General features: G+C 69.3%; 17 protein-coding genes. 8 read left to right on the top strand and 9 right to left on the bottom strand.

Annotated features, from left to right (window positions below):
- Nucleotides 1-15 precede the first annotated feature (15 nt).
- Entirely contained in the window at nt 16-1,530 is a 1,515-nt protein-coding gene (locus tag ACW172_RS05340; RefSeq protein ID WP_492034154.1) for a S41 family peptidase, read from the bottom strand.
- Between the two features lie 121 nt (nt 1,531-1,651).
- Between ACW172_RS05340 and ACW172_RS05335 the strand changes: the two genes are divergently transcribed.
- From ACW172_RS05335 to ACW172_RS05325, 3 genes are read left to right on the top strand one after another with little or no spacing between them, the layout of a single operon-like run.
- Entirely contained in the window at nt 1,652-2,809 is a 1,158-nt protein-coding gene (locus tag ACW172_RS05335; protein WP_492034153.1) for a winged helix-turn-helix domain-containing protein, read from the top strand.
- A gap of 53 nt (nt 2,810-2,862) precedes the next feature.
- Nucleotides 2,863-3,813 (top strand): ATP-grasp domain-containing protein, encoded by a 951-nt coding sequence (locus tag ACW172_RS05330; protein ID WP_492034152.1) that lies wholly within the window; start codon nt 2,863-2,865, stop codon nt 3,811-3,813.
- A complete protein-coding gene (locus ACW172_RS05325; RefSeq protein WP_492034151.1) occupies nt 3,810-4,853 on the top strand; it encodes an LLM class flavin-dependent oxidoreductase in 1,044 nt (347 codons plus the stop codon). Before ACW172_RS05330 ends, ACW172_RS05325 begins: the two co-directional genes overlap by 4 nt.
- Before the next feature lie 3 nt (nt 4,854-4,856).
- Here ACW172_RS05325 and ACW172_RS05320 read toward each other — a convergent pair whose 3' ends face one another.
- The 7 genes from ACW172_RS05320 to hppD form a co-directional block, all read right to left on the bottom strand.
- Entirely contained in the window at nt 4,857-5,393 is a 537-nt protein-coding gene (locus ACW172_RS05320; RefSeq protein ID WP_492034150.1) for a CcdC protein domain-containing protein, read from the bottom strand.
- A 72-nt stretch (nt 5,394-5,465) separates the two neighbouring features.
- Nucleotides 5,466-6,473, bottom strand: coding sequence for a fumarylacetoacetate hydrolase family protein (locus tag ACW172_RS05315; protein ID WP_492034149.1), 1,008 nt, complete (start codon nt 6,471-6,473; stop codon nt 5,466-5,468).
- Nucleotides 6,474-6,570: 97 nt separating this feature from the next.
- Nucleotides 6,571-7,332, bottom strand: a complete 762-nt coding sequence (locus ACW172_RS05310) for a hypothetical protein (RefSeq protein ID WP_492034148.1) — start codon at nt 7,330-7,332, stop codon at nt 6,571-6,573.
- A 129-nt stretch (nt 7,333-7,461) separates the two neighbouring features.
- Nucleotides 7,462-7,728, bottom strand: coding sequence for a hypothetical protein (locus ACW172_RS05305; protein ID WP_492034147.1), 267 nt, complete (start codon nt 7,726-7,728; stop codon nt 7,462-7,464).
- The gene (locus ACW172_RS05300) at nt 7,725-8,828 is read right to left on the bottom strand and encodes an isoaspartyl peptidase/L-asparaginase family protein (RefSeq protein WP_492034146.1); all 1,104 of its coding nucleotides are present in this window, start codon (nt 8,826-8,828) and stop codon (nt 7,725-7,727) included. Before ACW172_RS05300 ends, ACW172_RS05305 begins: the two co-directional genes overlap by 4 nt.
- A 42-nt stretch (nt 8,829-8,870) precedes the next feature.
- Nucleotides 8,871-8,993 (bottom strand): hypothetical protein, encoded by a 123-nt coding sequence (locus tag ACW172_RS05295; protein ID WP_492034145.1) that lies wholly within the window; start codon nt 8,991-8,993, stop codon nt 8,871-8,873.
- Between the two features lie 64 nt (nt 8,994-9,057).
- Complete coding sequence (hppD, locus tag ACW172_RS05290; protein WP_492034144.1) at nt 9,058-10,167, bottom strand: 4-hydroxyphenylpyruvate dioxygenase; 1,110 nt, start codon at nt 10,165-10,167, stop codon at nt 9,058-9,060.
- 182 nt (nt 10,168-10,349) lie between these two features.
- On the opposite strand from hppD, the gene ACW172_RS05285 reads away from it, so the two are divergent.
- The 5 genes from ACW172_RS05285 (at nt 10,350) to ACW172_RS05265 (ending at nt 12,923) form a co-directional block, all read left to right on the top strand.
- The gene (locus tag ACW172_RS05285; protein WP_492034143.1) at nt 10,350-10,931 is read left to right on the top strand and encodes a YqaA family protein; all 582 of its coding nucleotides are present in this window, start codon (nt 10,350-10,352) and stop codon (nt 10,929-10,931) included.
- 26 nt (nt 10,932-10,957) lie between these two features.
- A complete protein-coding gene (locus ACW172_RS05280; RefSeq protein ID WP_492034142.1) occupies nt 10,958-11,521 on the top strand; it encodes a disulfide bond formation protein B in 564 nt (187 codons plus the stop codon).
- Between the two features lie 4 nt (nt 11,522-11,525).
- Nucleotides 11,526-12,116, top strand: coding sequence for a demethoxyubiquinone hydroxylase family protein (locus ACW172_RS05275; protein WP_492034141.1), 591 nt, complete (start codon nt 11,526-11,528; stop codon nt 12,114-12,116).
- Between the two features lie 95 nt (nt 12,117-12,211).
- Nucleotides 12,212-12,505 carry a hypothetical protein gene (locus ACW172_RS05270; protein ID WP_492034140.1) on the top strand — a complete coding sequence of 98 codons (294 nt, stop codon included), beginning with the start codon at nt 12,212-12,214 and terminating at the stop codon, nt 12,503-12,505.
- A 106-nt stretch (nt 12,506-12,611) separates the two neighbouring features.
- A complete protein-coding gene (locus tag ACW172_RS05265; protein ID WP_492034139.1) occupies nt 12,612-12,923 on the top strand; it encodes a hypothetical protein in 312 nt (103 codons plus the stop codon).
- A gap of 13 nt (nt 12,924-12,936) precedes the next feature.
- On the opposite strand, the gene ACW172_RS05260 is transcribed toward ACW172_RS05265, so the two are convergent.
- Nucleotides 12,937-13,932, bottom strand: coding sequence for an esterase-like activity of phytase family protein (locus ACW172_RS05260; RefSeq protein WP_492034138.1), 996 nt, complete (start codon nt 13,930-13,932; stop codon nt 12,937-12,939).
- Between the last annotated feature and the right edge of the window lie 5 nt (nt 13,933-13,937).

Here is a 13,937-nt window from a genome sequence, read left to right as displayed (position 1 = left end):
TCCATAACGGCGTTTTCAGCGGGTCGCCGAGCCGCGCGAGGCCTTCACCCGGGCCAGGGCCTGTTCCAGCACCGGGTCGTTCGGCCCCTCCAGGATCGGGGTTTCGATGGCGACGTCGGGCGCCACGCCGCGCGCGGTGCGGTCGCCGTCGGGGCGGACGATGAAGGCCTTGGGGTAGCCGACGACGAACCCGGTGCGGGGCAGGGCGAAGGTCTCCATCGCCCCATAGGTCGTGGCCAGATCCGAGGTCTCCTCGCCCATCAGGGTCGCGAAGCCGTAGTCCTGCAGTGTCGCCGCCATGGCCACGGTGTTGGAATAGGAGCGGCGATTGATCAGGGCGTAAACCTTTCCGGTGAAGCGCCGCCCGGTGCGGGGATCGACCATGGGGATGGGGAAGTCGATGGCCGTCCCCGGCATCGCCCCGGCATAGGCCCGGGCCATGGCCGCCGAGATCCCTGTCGGATCGTTGTCGGCCACCGTCAGCCGCGCGGCGTTGGAGGCGGTGGTCTGTGCGCTCACCCGGATGGTGAAGGAGGAGGTGAAGCGGAAGGGCCGGGTGGCGAACCAGGCCAGCACGAGGTCGCTGAAGCTGCTGTCGCCGCCGGGATTGTCCCTGAGATCGAGGACCAGGTCGGTCGCCCCGGCGTCCAGAAAGTCCGCGAACGCCCTGTCGACGAAGGCCTTGAAGGTGGTGTTGTCATAGGCCGTCGCCTCGGTCTGGGCCTCGACATTATAGGTCGGGCCGGGGCGCAGATAGGCGACGCCGTCGCCCAGCATCCGCGCCTCGCGAGTGGTCCAGCTGAGCTCGAGGCGCGGCGGTTGACCGGCTTGGGCGGCGGTCAGATCGGTCGGGCTTAGCGCCGGCACCGTGACCGCGAAGGGGGCGCCGTCGCCACGCCTCAGGACCAGATCGAAGCCGGCGACGTCGCCGAGGTCGCTCCACAACAGGCGGCGGAACCCGCTCTCCATCATCGTGCCCAGCATGTAGGGGGTGTCCGCCGACATCAGGGTCGAGGCGCGGGCGAACCAGTCGGCGACCGAGATCCCGTTGATGGAGACAATCTCGTCGCCCGGCGCGATCAGGGCGGAACCGGAGCCGTTCAGGGCGACGAAGATGCGTTCGTCGCGGATGTGGACGTCGAGCGGGAAGGCCCGGCCGCCAGCCTGTCTGTAGGCGCCATAGGCCTCGGAGGCGGCGTCGATGCGGGCGTGGGCGATATGGCCATAGGCCATGAAGCGCTGGAAGAAGGCGGCGGCCTCGGCCCGGCTCATGGGGCCGGTGATCCCGGCGTTCATTCCGGCGAACAGCCGGTCGTAGTCGGCCTTCGAGGTCCGGACGAAGAGGTCGTAGTGGGCCTGCTTCAGGCCGGCGTAGAGGTCGGCGAAGTCCTGCCGCACCGCTTCGGCCGGAATGGAGACCTCCGCAGGGGCGGCCGTCGCCTGACCCTCGCGCGCCACGGCCGCATCGCCCCCTCCGGCGGCCATCATGACCGCCAGTCCCATCGCCGCGCCAAACGTCTTGATCCGCACGTCCATACCCCTGAAGCTGTCGCTGAAGTCAGGCCGGAAGGGTAGGGGCGGCAGCCCGGAGACGGAATGACGGCGACCTCCCTTTTCCCTGACCTTTTTCTGACCGAGAGGCCTTCTGACCGTGTCCGCGCCCGCTTCTTCTGACATTCTGGATATCGGGGGTTGGCGCGCCCATCGCGACGAGGGTCGGCTGCGACGGGGCGACGAGAGCCGGACGCTGGAGCCCAAGGTCATGGACCTGCTGTTTCTCCTCGCCTCGCGCCCCGGCCATGTCTTTTCGCGCGAGGTGCTGGCGGCGGCGCTGTGGCCTGACACCACCGTCGGCGAGGACGCCCTGTCGCGTTGTGTCTTCAAGCTGCGTAAGGCGCTGGAGGAGGCCGAAGGCGGCGGACGGATCGAGACCATTCCCAAGCGCGGCTACCGGCTTGTCGCGGCGGCGCCGGAGGGCGGGGCAGGGCCGCGTCCGAAGCCGTCTCGTAAGGTCGTGATCGGCGCGGCCATCGCCCTCATCACCGTGGCGGGGGCCGTTGTTCTGGCCCTGAGCTTATTCCGGCCCGCGCCCTCGCCGGCCCCCGTCGTCGACCGCACGGTGGCCCGGGCGACCGACAGCTACTACCAGTTCACCCGCGCCGATAACGACGCCGCCATCGTCCTCTATGAGCGGGCGCTGAAAGCCGACCCCAATGCGCCGGAGGCCCAGGCCGGCCTGGCCGGCGCCCTGGTCCAGAAGCATATGCGCTGGCCCGACGGCCGGGACGCGCCGCGTCCGACGGGCAGCGCCCTGAGGGCGGCCCTGGCTTCCGGCCGGCTGGCCGAGCCCGCGGCCGTCGCGGACCTTCGCCGGGCCGTCGATCTGGCCGGGCGGGCGGCGGCGGCGCGGCCGCGCGATCCGGAGGTCCAGCGGGCCTTGGGTCTGGCCCTTTCGGCGAGCGGTCGTCTGGCGGAGGCGGCGACCGTCTATGACCGGGCCCTGGTCGATCACCCCGACGACTGGGGCCTGCTGATCAACCGCGCCGACCTTCTCGACATTGCGGGACGCGAGGATGCAGCCCTGTCGATGCTGGAACGCGCCTATGAGGGCATGGACCGGGCCTATGCCGCAGAGCCCGTCCGGGTCCGGCCCTGGCAGGCCGAGCTGGGGCTGGAGATCGGACGGCGGCATGAGGCGCGGTCGGAGGTGGCGAGCGCCCGGGCATGGTATCGTCGCACCCTGGCCGACGATCCCTCGGCCACGGGCGCCGCCGCCCGGCTGGCGGCGCTCCCGCCCGACCCGGCCTGAGAATTCGGCGTCCGCCCTTGCGTTTCAACGCGCTGTAACGCATCTGCCCTGACATGACCGATACCGAACTGCCCGATCTCGCCATCGTCTATGAGCATCCCGAATGGTTCGAGCCGCTGTTCGCGGCGCTGGACCGGCACGGCGTTTCCTATGTGAAGGTTCCGCTGGCCGGGAACACCTTCGACCCGGCGGGATCGCCCGCGCCGGCGAAGGTGGTGTTCAGCCGGGTGGCCATGTCGTCCTTCCTGCGCGAACCTGAGCATCCGATCTTCTACGCCCAGAGCCTGTTCGAGCATTGGCAGGGGCAGGGGACGCGGGTGGTCAACGCCTCGGCCCTGAACATCGACACCTCCAAGGCGCGGCAGATGTCACTGATCGCCCGGCTGGGGCTGAAGGGGCCGGCGACGCGCGTGGCGCACCGTCAGGCCGACATCCCGGCGGCGGCCGAGGGCCTGCGCTTCCCCGTTCTGGTCAAGGCCGACATCGGCGGCGCCGGGGCCGGCATCACCCGCTATGAGAGCCCCGAAAAGCTGGCCGAGGCCGCGGGAGAGAAATGGTGCCCGGTCGGGGTCAACGGCCTGTCGCTCATTCAGGAATACGCCCCGCGGCGGGAAGGCAAGATCACCCGGGTCGAGACCCTGGGCGGCAAATACCTCTACGCCATCGACATCGAGAGCCCGGGTGACGCCTTCGATCTCTGCCCCGCCGACGCCTGTCTGGTGCGGCCCGGCGCCCCGACCCTGACCATGACCAAGACGACGCCGTCGCCGGAGATCATCGATGCGGTCGAGCGGCTCGCCGTGGCGGGCGAGCTGGAGATCGGCGGCATCGAATATCTGATCGACGATCGCGACGGGTCGGTCCTGTTCTACGACATCAACGGCCTGTCGAACTTCGTGGCGAAGCCGGCCGAGGTGCTGGGCTTCGACCCGCACGACAATCTGGTCGAATGGCTGGTCGGCATCGTCGCCGAACAAACTCTCAAGGCGGAGAAGGCGGCATGAGGTACGGCTATTGGGCCCCGGTCTTCGGCGGCTGGCTGAGGAATGTCGCCGATGAGCCGCGCGCCTCCTGGGAGCATCTGTCGGCCATCGTCAAACGCTCCGAGGAGATCGGCTATGACCTGACTCTGGTCGCCGAGCTGAACCTCAACGACATCCAGGGCATCGACGCCCCGGCCCTGGACGCCTGGTCGTCGACGGCGGCTCTGGCGGCCGTGACCTCGAAGATCGAGCTGATGACGGCGGTGCGGCCGAACTTCCACCAGCCGGCCCTGTTCGCCAAACAGGCCGCCAATATCGACCGGATCTCCGGCGGCCGTCTGGCCCTGAACGTCGTCTCGTCCTGGTGGGCGAAGGAGGCCGAGAGCTATGGCCTGCAGTTCGACCAGCACGACGACCGCTACGCCCGCACCACCGAATGGCTTCAGGTGCTGGACCAGCTCTGGTCCGATCCGCGCACGGACTTTTCGGGCAGCTACTACGAACTGAAGGACGCCATCGTCGAACCCAAGCCCCTGTCGACGCCGGAACGCCGCCGTCCGGTCATCTACGCCGGCGGTGAATCCGAAGCGGCCAAGACCCTGATCGCCCGCCACTGCGACGCCTATGTCATGCACGGCGATACGCCCGAGGTGATCAGGGACAAGATCGCCGACATGAAGGCGCGCCGCGAAGGCTTCGGCCTGCCGCCGATGCAATTCGGCATGGCCGGCTACGCCATCGTTCGCGACACCGAAGCCGAGGCGCAAGGCGAGCTGGCGCGGATCACCACCATCCCGGGTCTCGCAGAAGGCACGCCGCCCGCCGGCTTCGCCAATTTCGACCAGTGGCTGTCGGGCACCCAGCTGGAGCGGGAGCTGAAGATCCGCGAATACTCGGTCTCCAACCGCGGTCTGCGCCCCGGCTTCGTCGGCACGCCCGAAACCGTCCGGGAACGGATCGAGGAATTCGAAGCCGCCGGCCTCGACCTCGTCCTGCTTCAGATGTCGCCCCAGGCCGAGGAGATGGAACGCTTCTCCGCCCAGGTCATCCGCCCGAACTGACCTCTAGGCCGTCGCCTCGACGTGACTGTCCGTGCCGCCGTGCTGGACGCGGCGGGCGCGGATGTACATCTCGACGCGCTGGACGATGATCGTTCCGACCACGAAGACCAGGAAGGCGTCGGCGACGGCCGTGGCGTTCAGACCCCAGGCAGCGGCATGGGGCTCGAGGAAGGCGCTGAGCGCGCGGCGGCCCAGCAGCAGGATGACGATCAGGATCATGCCGATGGGCGAGGCCTGGGCCTTCAGCGTGCCGTCGGCATGTTTTTCGATCGTGGTCATCTTGCCGCGCCACCAGCCGGCGACGCCGCCGAGGATCAGGCCGACGGTCAGGACGACCCAGTCGAGCGCCGCGAAGGGGGCGTGGCTGGCGCCGGGCTGTTTGCTGGTTCCCCAGATCGCCAGGGCCATCAGGGGCACGATGATGGCCGGAGCGACCCACAGATACTGCGGCCGCAGGGTTCTCGGGGCCCGGTTGCGGAGCACGACCATCAACAGGGCGAGGCCCACGGCGATGAGCGGAATATACTGTTGCGGCGTCATGCCCGGTGTCCCCCTGCGGCAGGGCGCCGCAGGGCTCAGACTATGACGGGAACCCGGCTTCGGGGAAGGGGTCTAGACCTTCACGACCGTCTGTTCGATGGCGCCGAAGATCGAGTGATGCTTGTCGTCCAGCATCTCGATGCGGACCGTGTCGCCGTACGTCAGGAAGGGTGTTTCGGGCGCGCCGCGCAGGATGGTCTCGACCGTGCGGACCTCGGCGATGCAGCTGTAGCCCAGGCCGCCCTCGGCGACCGGCCTGCCCGGGCCGCCGTCGGCGCCCTTGTTGGACACCGTGCCCGATCCGATGATCGTCCCCGCCGCCAGCGACCGCGTCTTGGCCAGATGGGCGATCAGGGTCCCGAAGTCGAAGGTCATGTCGACCCCGGCGTCGGCCATGCCGAAGTCCTTGCCGTTCAACTGGACGCTGAGCGCGCCCGACAGCTTGCCGGCCTTCCAGCGGTCGCCGAGGGCATCGGGGGTGACGAAGACCGGAGACAGGGCGCTGGCGGGCTTGGACTGGACGAAGCCGAAGCCCTTGGCCAGTTCGGCCGGGATCAGGTTGCGCAGCGAGACGTCGTTGACCAGACCGACCAGACGGATGTGGTCCAGCGCCCCGGCCGGGGTCACGCCCTGGGGCACATCGCCGACGACCACGACGATCTCGCCTTCCAGATCGCAGCCCCAGGCGTCGTCAGCGAGCAGGATCGGGTCGCGGGGCGAGAGGAAGCCGTCGGAGCCGCCCTGGTACATCAGGGGGTCGGTCCAGAAGGTGGCGGGCATTTCGGCGCCGCGCGCCTTCCGCACCAGTTCGACGTGGTTCACATAGGCCGAACCGTCCGCCCACTGATAGGCGCGGGGCAGGGGGGCGGCGGCGTCGTGCTCGCGGAACCGGCCTGTCGGCACGGCCTCGTGTTCGAGGCTTTCGGACAGGGCGCGCAGCTTGGGTTCGCACCGCTCCCAGTCATCGAGCGCCGCCTGCAGCGTCGGGGCGATCAGGAAGGCGTCCGTGAACCAGTGCAGGTCGTTGGAGACGACGACGAGGCGGCCGTCACGGCCGTGCTTGAGCGAGGCGAGCTTCATGCCCGAGGCTTAGGCCGATTTTTCCTGAGGGGAAACCGGGGATGGCGCCTGATCAATGATCAGAAATGTTCAGGGCGTCCGATTCAGGAGGGGCGGGTCAGGAGGCCCGCGTCAGCTGTTTGCGCGCCGCGCGCAGCTCGGCCAGCCGGGCGGGCTTGTCGCTCCAGTGGTCCGACAGATTGTGGACGGCGGCGCGCACCGCCTCGATCTGGGCCGCCGCGCTGAGCGTCTTCGGCGGGTGGTCGCCGCCGCCGTGACCGCCACCATGGCCGCCGCCGGCGGGCTTGTCGTGGCCCTTCTCGTCTTTGCCGTGGCCGTCCTTGTGCCCATCCCCATGGCCGTCCTTGCCGTGGTCGTCGTCGTGACCGTCGGAGGCGGGGGCGTGGCTGATGAAGACGTCACGGGCCTTGATGATGACCTTCTCGACGCCGGACTTCTCGGCATGGGCCTCGGGCTTGTGATCGGGCTTGTGGTCGGCCTTGGGCGGGCTCTTGTCGATGCCGTCCAGCGCGGGGCCGAGCGCGCCGTAGGGACCGGACAGGCCCTTGGCCAGGACCAGGACGTCGCCCAGCTGGTCCTTGATCACGGCCTGGGCCCTGCGGGCGGCGGCGATGACGCTGTCGCGCGGCGCCCCGGTCGCTTCGGCCAGGGCTTTCTTGATGGCGGTATAGATGGCTTCGGACGGATCGCCGCTCGGGCGCTTGCTGCGTCCCCAGAGCCAGCCCAGCAGCACCGCCAGACCCAGAAGCAGGATCAGGGTCGCGGTCATGGCCGGCGACAGGCTGAAGAACAGGCCGCCGGGTTCCTGGGTGTAATAGGCGTCCGGCGCCGGGAAGTCGGTCGGGGTCGGGGCTGACATGCGGCGATCCTTCTCCGGCCGGTTGCGAAGCCGCCATCATGGCTGAACGGCGGCGCTTCGCAATGAAAAGGTTAACGTCGTTGTGCGAAGTTTTTCCTGAGGCGGATCAATCGCCCGACAGGGGAATTCTCACGCAGGCGGCGCCAGGACCGCTCGCGTCTCGACCCCCGTGCGGGCGGCGGCGTCCCGCACCTCGACCTCGACCACGATGGCGCCCTCGGGCTCCAGCGCCCAGAGGTAGCGGCGCTCGACCTCGACCGTGCGCCCCGAGGGCGCGAAACCCTCATAGCTGTCGCCCCAGGGGGTGATCCGCTTGAGCTCGGGCCAGGTCAGGTCGCAGGCGGCGGCCAGCTCCTCCTCGGCCATGGCGGTCAGTTCGTGTTCGGCGAAGCTCATTGGGCCTCCGGGGGGCGCGGCGTCTCGTCGGCGTAGATGGCGACGCGGGCGGCCTCGCCCGGGTGAATCTCGCCGCGATACATGCCCGAGGTCGACATGGCGAAGGCCGGGCGGCCCTGAAGGTCCAGGGCCACGACCCCGCCCTTGCCGCCCAGCTGTTCGGCGTCGGCGACCTCGGCCTGGGCGGCGGGCAGGATGGCCGATCCGGTCGCGGTGCGGCCGCAGATGTCCCGCGCCACGCTCGCCCGGATGTAATACTCGCCGTCGCCGGTCGCCGAGACCGCGCAGCCGTCGCGGTTGGAGGCGTAGGTGCCGGCGCCGATGACCGGCACGTCCCCGACCCGACCCCAGCGCTTGCCGTTGGTGCCGCCGGTCGAGGTGCCCGCCGCCAGATGGCCGTGGGTGTCCAGCGCCACCGCGCCGACCGTGCCGAACTTGCGCTCGTTCAGCGGCGGGGCGGAGGGATCGTTCGCCGCCATGCCCTGCGCGGGCGGCGGAGGGGCGCCCTCGGGCCGGTCGGGGATCGGCTGGTGCTGTTCGTTGAGCAGGCGAACCAGCCCCTGCCAGCGGCGCTCGGTGAAGAAGTACGACGGCGGGACCTGTTCCAGCCCCACGGAAGCGGCGAAGGCGTCGGCGCCCTGGCCGATCAACATGACGTGCGGGCTCTGCTCCATCACCGCCCGGGCGGCGGCGATGGGGTGGCGGGTGGTGGTCAGGCCCGCGACGGCCCCGGCGGTCAGGTCGGCGCCGTTCATGACCGCGGCGTCCAGCTCGTTCTTGCCGGCGGCGGTGAAGACAGCCCCGCGCCCCGCGTTGAACAGGGGGTCGTCCTCCATGATCTGGATGGCGGCCTGAACGGCGTCCAGCGCCGAGCCGCCGTCCTCCAGCACCTTGCCGCCCGCCTCCAGCGCCTTCCTCAGCGCCGCGCGGTAGGCCGCATCCTGTTCCGGAGACAGGCTGGCCCGCTCGATCACCCCGGCCCCGCCATGGATGGCGAATGACCAGCGGGGCGTTTCATCTGCCGTCTGGGCGAAGGCGGGGGCGGCGATCAGGGACAGGCCGAGCGCCAGTCCGGCGAGCTTCAGGGAAGGACGATGCATGATGGGCTCCCGCGTAAACAGATCAAACATTCCGGCCGCCGGTCACTTCCGGTGATGCCACCGCTTCCACAGCCGATAGATCACGATCGGGGCGAAGCCGCAGGCGATCCCGGCGCTGAACACCATCCAGAACCCCCCGCCCAACCAGAATTCGCCGGCCAGCATCCCGGCGCCGGCCGCGAGGACCGGGCCGAGAAACGGCAGCCAGGACGGGGGTTTGGCCGGGAGCTTAATGGGCGTCGACCTTGATCACGCCGCGACGGATCTGGTCCAGCTCGATGGAGTCGAACAGGGCCTGGAAGTTGCCGTTGCCGAAGCCCTCATTGCCCTTGCGTTGGATGATCTCGAAGAAGATCGGGCCGAAGACGTCGGTAGTGAAGATCTGCAGCAGCAGGCCCTCCTCGTCCGAGCCGTCGATCAGGATGCGGTTCTTGCGCATCCGCTCCACGTCGTGCCCGTGGTTGGGCAGGCGTTTGTCGATCAGTTCGAAATAGGTCTCGATGGTGTCCTGGAACTCCACGCCGCGCTCGCGCATCGCCTCCACCGTGGCGAAGATGTCGTCGGTGGCCAGGGCGATGTGCTGGATGCCCTCGCCGTTGTAGCGCTTCAGGAACTCCTCGATCTGGGAGTTGTCGTCCTGGCTTTCGTTCAGGGGGATGCGGATCGCCTTGTCGGGGGCGATCATGGCCTGGGAGAACAGGCCCGTCGCCTTGCCCTTGATGTCGAAATACTTCTGCTCCTCGAAGGCGAAGACATCGCCGTAGAAGCCCGACCAGGTGCGCATCTGGCCGCGACGCACATTGTGGGTCAGGTGGTCGAGCAGGTGCAGGCCGACATTGTTCTTGCGTTCCTCCTCTTCCCAGCCCTCGATCTCGTCCCAGGCGTCATAGAGGGAGCCGGTCTCGCCATAGGCGTCGATGAGGTACAGCAGCGAGCCGCCGATACCGCGCAGCACATAGGCGCCTTCGCCCAGGGCGCCGCCCGCATGGGCTTGCGCCGGCTGGGCGCCGCGCGCGACGGCGCCGTCATAGGCGGCCTTCGCATCATTCACGCGGAAGGCCATGCCGTTGGCCGAGGGGCCGTGTTCGCGCGCGAATTCGCCCGCCTGACCCGTCGGGGTGCGGTGGACCAGGAAGGAGATGTCGCCCTGCTTCAGGCGCACGACATTGGTGCGCGGATTCACATGGGTCTGGACAAAGCCCATGGTCTCCAGCTGCTGGATCATGGCCTCGGGTTCGGGGCCGGTGAACTCGACGAACTCGAAGCCGTCCACGCCCAGGGGGTTCTCGGCGGCGGGGATGGTGGCGTCAGGCGTAAGGGTGGTGGCTGCAGGCGTCATGCGGCGTCTCTCCACGGAACAGGTTGTGCGGCGCTCGCCGCGATTGGGCCGGAACCTAGTGGGGGAAGTCGGCTTCGCCAAGGCGCGGGATGTTTCAGCGGTTTTCGCGTCACTGCGGCGCCGACGCCGATGGACCGCGCGCCCTGCCGTTGCTAGGGCTTGCCGGCTTTCCGGGGACATCCATGCTGCGCAAACTCTACGACTGGGTCTTCGAACAGGCGCGCAAGCCCTATGCCGAGAAGACCATGGCGGCGGTCTCTTTCGCCGAGGCCTCCTTCTTCCCCATTCCGCCGGACGTCATGCTGGCCCCGATGATCCTGTCGCGGCCGGATCGGGCCTATCGCTATGCGGCCGTCTGCTCTGTCGCCTCCCTGCTGGGGGCGTTGCTCGGCTATGCGATCGGCATGTTCCTCGAGCCCCTGGCCGTGAAACTGCTGCACATCTTCGGTCACGGCATGGATATCGCCGTCTACCAGTCCTGGTTCGCCACCAACGGCTTCCTCGTCATCCTCGGCAAGGGTCTGACGCCGATCCCGTTCAAGCTCGTGACGATCGCCTCGGGCCTGGCCCATTTCAATCTCGGCCTGTTCATCGTGGCCGTGGCCATCACCCGCTCGGCGCGCTTCTTCCTCGAGGCCTGGATCCTCAAGACCTGGGGGCCGGCGATGCTGGAAGTTGTAGAGAAGCGGCTGGCCCTGTTCTTCGTCATCGCCCTGGTCCTGCTGGTCGGCGGCTTCTTCCTTCTGAAGCTGTTGGAGCATTGAGCGTAGCGGGTTAGAACCGTCGCCTGATGATCGAGATCTATCGCCTCCTGACCCGCTGGTGGACCGCCTTCGCCCTGGCGATTTCGCTGGCCATGCTGGGCGCGGCCCACGCTTCCGAGCGCCTGTGGGGCCTGACGCCCTGCAACCTCTGCCTCAAGCAGCGCGAGGTCTTCTGGGGCGCCGTGGCCATCTCCGCCGTCGCCACCCTCTGGGCCGTGATCAGCCGCGCCAGCCGGGGCACGCCGCGCATCGCCGCCTTCCTGCTGTTCGTCGTCTTCCTGACCGGCGCCGTCACCGCGACCTTCCATACGGGCGGCGAGATGAAGTGGTGGCATCTGCCCGCGACCTGTTCGGGCGCCGGCGGGGCGGCCAGTCTGGAAAGCCTGACGGCCCTGGCGCTCGGCACCGGTCCCGCGCCCAAGGTGGTCATGTGCGACGCCGTCACCTGGCGGTTCCTGGGCCTGTCGATGTCGTCCTGGAACGCCCTGATCTCGGCCGGGCTGGCCATCTTCAGCCTGCTCGCCGCCAAACGCCCCAAGGACGCCCGCGCTCCGAAGAACGGCGCCGAGGCCATGCTGAAGGCGGCCTGAGGTCATGACCGAGGCCCGTATCCCCCATCCTCGGGTTCCAAGGCCGCCCCTGCCGCGTCCGGGCCGGGGCGCGTCGCGGGCCCGGATGGCCGAGATCCTGCGCGTCGACCACGCCGGCGAATACGCCGCCGTCCAGATCTACCGCGCCCAGCGCGCCGTCTTCGAGGCGGCGAAGGGCAAGGGCGCCATCGCCGCCGACCTCGCCCATATGCAGGATCAGGAGGCGGTGCATCTGGCCCGGTTCGACGCCCTGCTGAACGACCGGCGGGTGCGGCCGACCCTGATGGTCCCGGCCTGGCGGCTGGCGGCCCAGGCCCTGGGCGCCGGCACGGCCCTGATGGGCGAGAAGGCCGCCCACGCCTGCACCGAGGCCGTGGAGAGCGTGATCGAGGAACACTACGCCGACCAGATCGCCGAGCTTAAGGACCGCGATCCGGACCTGGCCGCCGAGCTGGAGCGGTTCCGCGCCGAGGAGCTGGAGCACCACGACCACGCCGTCGCCCACGGCAGCCGTGAGGCGCCCGGCTACCGCCTGCTCAGCGCGGTCATCAAGGCCGGCTGCAAGGTCGCGATCAAGGTCAGCGAACGCGTCTGACGTCCCCAACTGAGCAGTTGCAACATTTTTGTGTTGCATTTGCGAACAACTGGCGCATCGTCGGGCTTTCCAGTCTTCGAACAGGATACAGCCCTATGTTGTTCGCCCTTCTGACTCTGGTGGCCGCCCTGCAGACGCAGCCGGCCAAGCCTTCCGAACCCGTCCCGCCGGCCCAACCCATCCAGATCGCTCTCGCGGCGCCGACGCCTCCTGTGGCGCCCGTCGCCGCGCCCGCCCCGGCTCCCGCGGCGGTGGCGGAAGAGGCCGCGGTCGAGCCGGAGCCCGCCGCCGAGCCCGCACCCCGCACCCGCCAGCAGTGCCGCTATGTCGAGGTGACCGGTCAACGCTTCCCGGTTCGTCAGTGCCGCACCGTGGAAGTGCGCGACTGAGCAGACCGGCTTCGCGGTCGTTGCAGGCGATATTGCGCCGCAGCACAACTCATGCATGATGGGGGCAGACTAACTCCCCCATCATGGTTCCAGTCTGGAGTCTCGCATGCTCGCCGTCGCTCTCGCCCTCGCCGCCCTCGTGCAGACCGTGCCCGCCCAAACCGGCGGCATGACCAACCCGATGCCCGTCATGCCCGCCCCGGCCGCCAACGAAACGCCCGCGGCCGCGGAGGCCGTGGCGCCGACGACGACGGCCGAACCCCAACAACCGCGCATGATCTGCCGCAACGAGCAGGTCACCGGCACCCGCTTCCCCATCCGCCGTTGCCGCAGCGCGGTGCAGACCGAGGCCGAACGCGCCGAAGGTCGGGACATGCTGCGCCGGATGCAGGGCGCCCGAACCCCGCCGCAAGGCTGAGTTCAGCGACGATTCAGTGCGCTGACGGAGTCGCCGTCGGCGTCACGTCGAAGGCCAGCATCAGGGTCCGCTGGGCCGCGCTGAAGTTGTCGTCAGACAGGATGTAGATCCGCGTCCGCTCGCCGCCCGGTCCACTGCGGGTCTCGGCGGCTATGCCCTCGAAATTGTCGGTGGTGCCGGGCAGTTTCAGCTCGACCAGGACGGGGCCGAGCGTTCCGTCCGCCGTCATCCGCCGCACCCGCGCACGGGCGTCGATCGGCGGGGCGTAGGAGCGCTGCACCACGAACCAGCCACCCTGCGGGTCCCTGTCCATGCCGGTGATCCGGTAGTCGCTGTCGCGCAGAAGCGGCGTCGGCGGCGCCGTCACCACCGTGCAGCCGCCCGGCGTGCAGTCCCAGACCCCGCCGCTCTCGCCGTTGACCCGCCAGCCGTGCGGCGCGGCCGTCAGTCCCTCCATCCCGTCGTTCTCGGGGAAGGGGAAGTCGGGCCTGGCCGCCGGGACCGGGTCGCGAAGGGCGGCCAGGGGACCATAGTTCCAGATACGGTGGTCGCGCTCGAAACTGACCAGAAGCTCGCCGTCGTCCAGCAGGGCCAGGCCCTCGGAATCGCCCTCGAACTTGTCCTGGATCGGTGTGCCGTCGGCCAGGGTCAGGCGGCGGGTGCGGGCGCCGTCGATTCCGGTCAGCCGCCCTTGCGCGTCCAGCCTGAGCTCGGCCCGGACCAGATCGCCGACGTCGGACACGGTGACGAAGCCGCCGTCGCCGGTCAGCTTCAGGTCCGACAGACTGTGCAGGGGCGACCCGACCGGGGCCACGATCTCGATCCCGCCGGCGAAGACCACGCCGGGCGCCAGCATCGCTCCGCCGGGCAGGCCCAGACCCACGGGCTTGATCGTCGCCTCTTCCGGGATCCAGCCGCCGACCGCCGGGACATAGGGGCGCGGCACGCCCATCGAGCCCGAACAGGCGGTCAGGGTCATCACGCCCCAGACCACGAGCAGACGCTTCATTTGAG

The organism is Brevundimonas sp. ALps5, from assembly GCF_058681645.1.
This window is presented reverse-complemented; position numbering and strand designations above follow the sequence as displayed.

Excerpts from the sequence above, each read along its gene's own strand:
- ACW172_RS05295 (WP_492034145.1), bottom strand. The coding sequence starts at position 8,993 with ATGCTGGCCGGCGAATTCTGGTTGGGCGGGGGGTTCTGGATGGTGTTC.
- ACW172_RS05300 (WP_492034146.1), bottom strand. The coding sequence starts at position 8,828 with ATGCATCGTCCTTCCCTGAAGCTCGCCGGACTGGCGCTCGGCCTGTCC.
- ACW172_RS05330 (WP_492034152.1), top strand. The coding sequence starts at position 2,863 with ATGACCGATACCGAACTGCCCGATCTCGCCATCGTCTATGAGCATCCC.
- ACW172_RS05315 (WP_492034149.1), bottom strand. The coding sequence starts at position 6,473 with ATGAAGCTCGCCTCGCTCAAGCACGGCCGTGACGGCCGCCTCGTCGTC.
- ACW172_RS05275 (WP_492034141.1), top strand. The coding sequence starts at position 11,526 with ATGACCGAGGCCCGTATCCCCCATCCTCGGGTTCCAAGGCCGCCCCTG.
- ACW172_RS05310 (WP_492034148.1), bottom strand. The coding sequence starts at position 7,332 with ATGTCAGCCCCGACCCCGACCGACTTCCCGGCGCCGGACGCCTATTAC.
- ACW172_RS05270 (WP_492034140.1), top strand. The coding sequence starts at position 12,212 with ATGTTGTTCGCCCTTCTGACTCTGGTGGCCGCCCTGCAGACGCAGCCG.
- hppD (WP_492034144.1), bottom strand. The coding sequence starts at position 10,167 with ATGACGCCTGCAGCCACCACCCTTACGCCTGACGCCACCATCCCCGCC.
- ACW172_RS05280 (WP_492034142.1), top strand. The coding sequence starts at position 10,958 with ATGATCGAGATCTATCGCCTCCTGACCCGCTGGTGGACCGCCTTCGCC.
- ACW172_RS05305 (WP_492034147.1), bottom strand. The coding sequence starts at position 7,728 with ATGAGCTTCGCCGAACACGAACTGACCGCCATGGCCGAGGAGGAGCTG.
- ACW172_RS05320 (WP_492034150.1), bottom strand. The coding sequence starts at position 5,393 with ATGACGCCGCAACAGTATATTCCGCTCATCGCCGTGGGCCTCGCCCTG.
- ACW172_RS05285 (WP_492034143.1), top strand. The coding sequence starts at position 10,350 with ATGCTGCGCAAACTCTACGACTGGGTCTTCGAACAGGCGCGCAAGCCC.
- ACW172_RS05325 (WP_492034151.1), top strand. The coding sequence starts at position 3,810 with ATGAGGTACGGCTATTGGGCCCCGGTCTTCGGCGGCTGGCTGAGGAAT.
- ACW172_RS05265 (WP_492034139.1), top strand. The coding sequence starts at position 12,612 with ATGCTCGCCGTCGCTCTCGCCCTCGCCGCCCTCGTGCAGACCGTGCCC.
- ACW172_RS05260 (WP_492034138.1), bottom strand. The coding sequence starts at position 13,932 with ATGAAGCGTCTGCTCGTGGTCTGGGGCGTGATGACCCTGACCGCCTGT.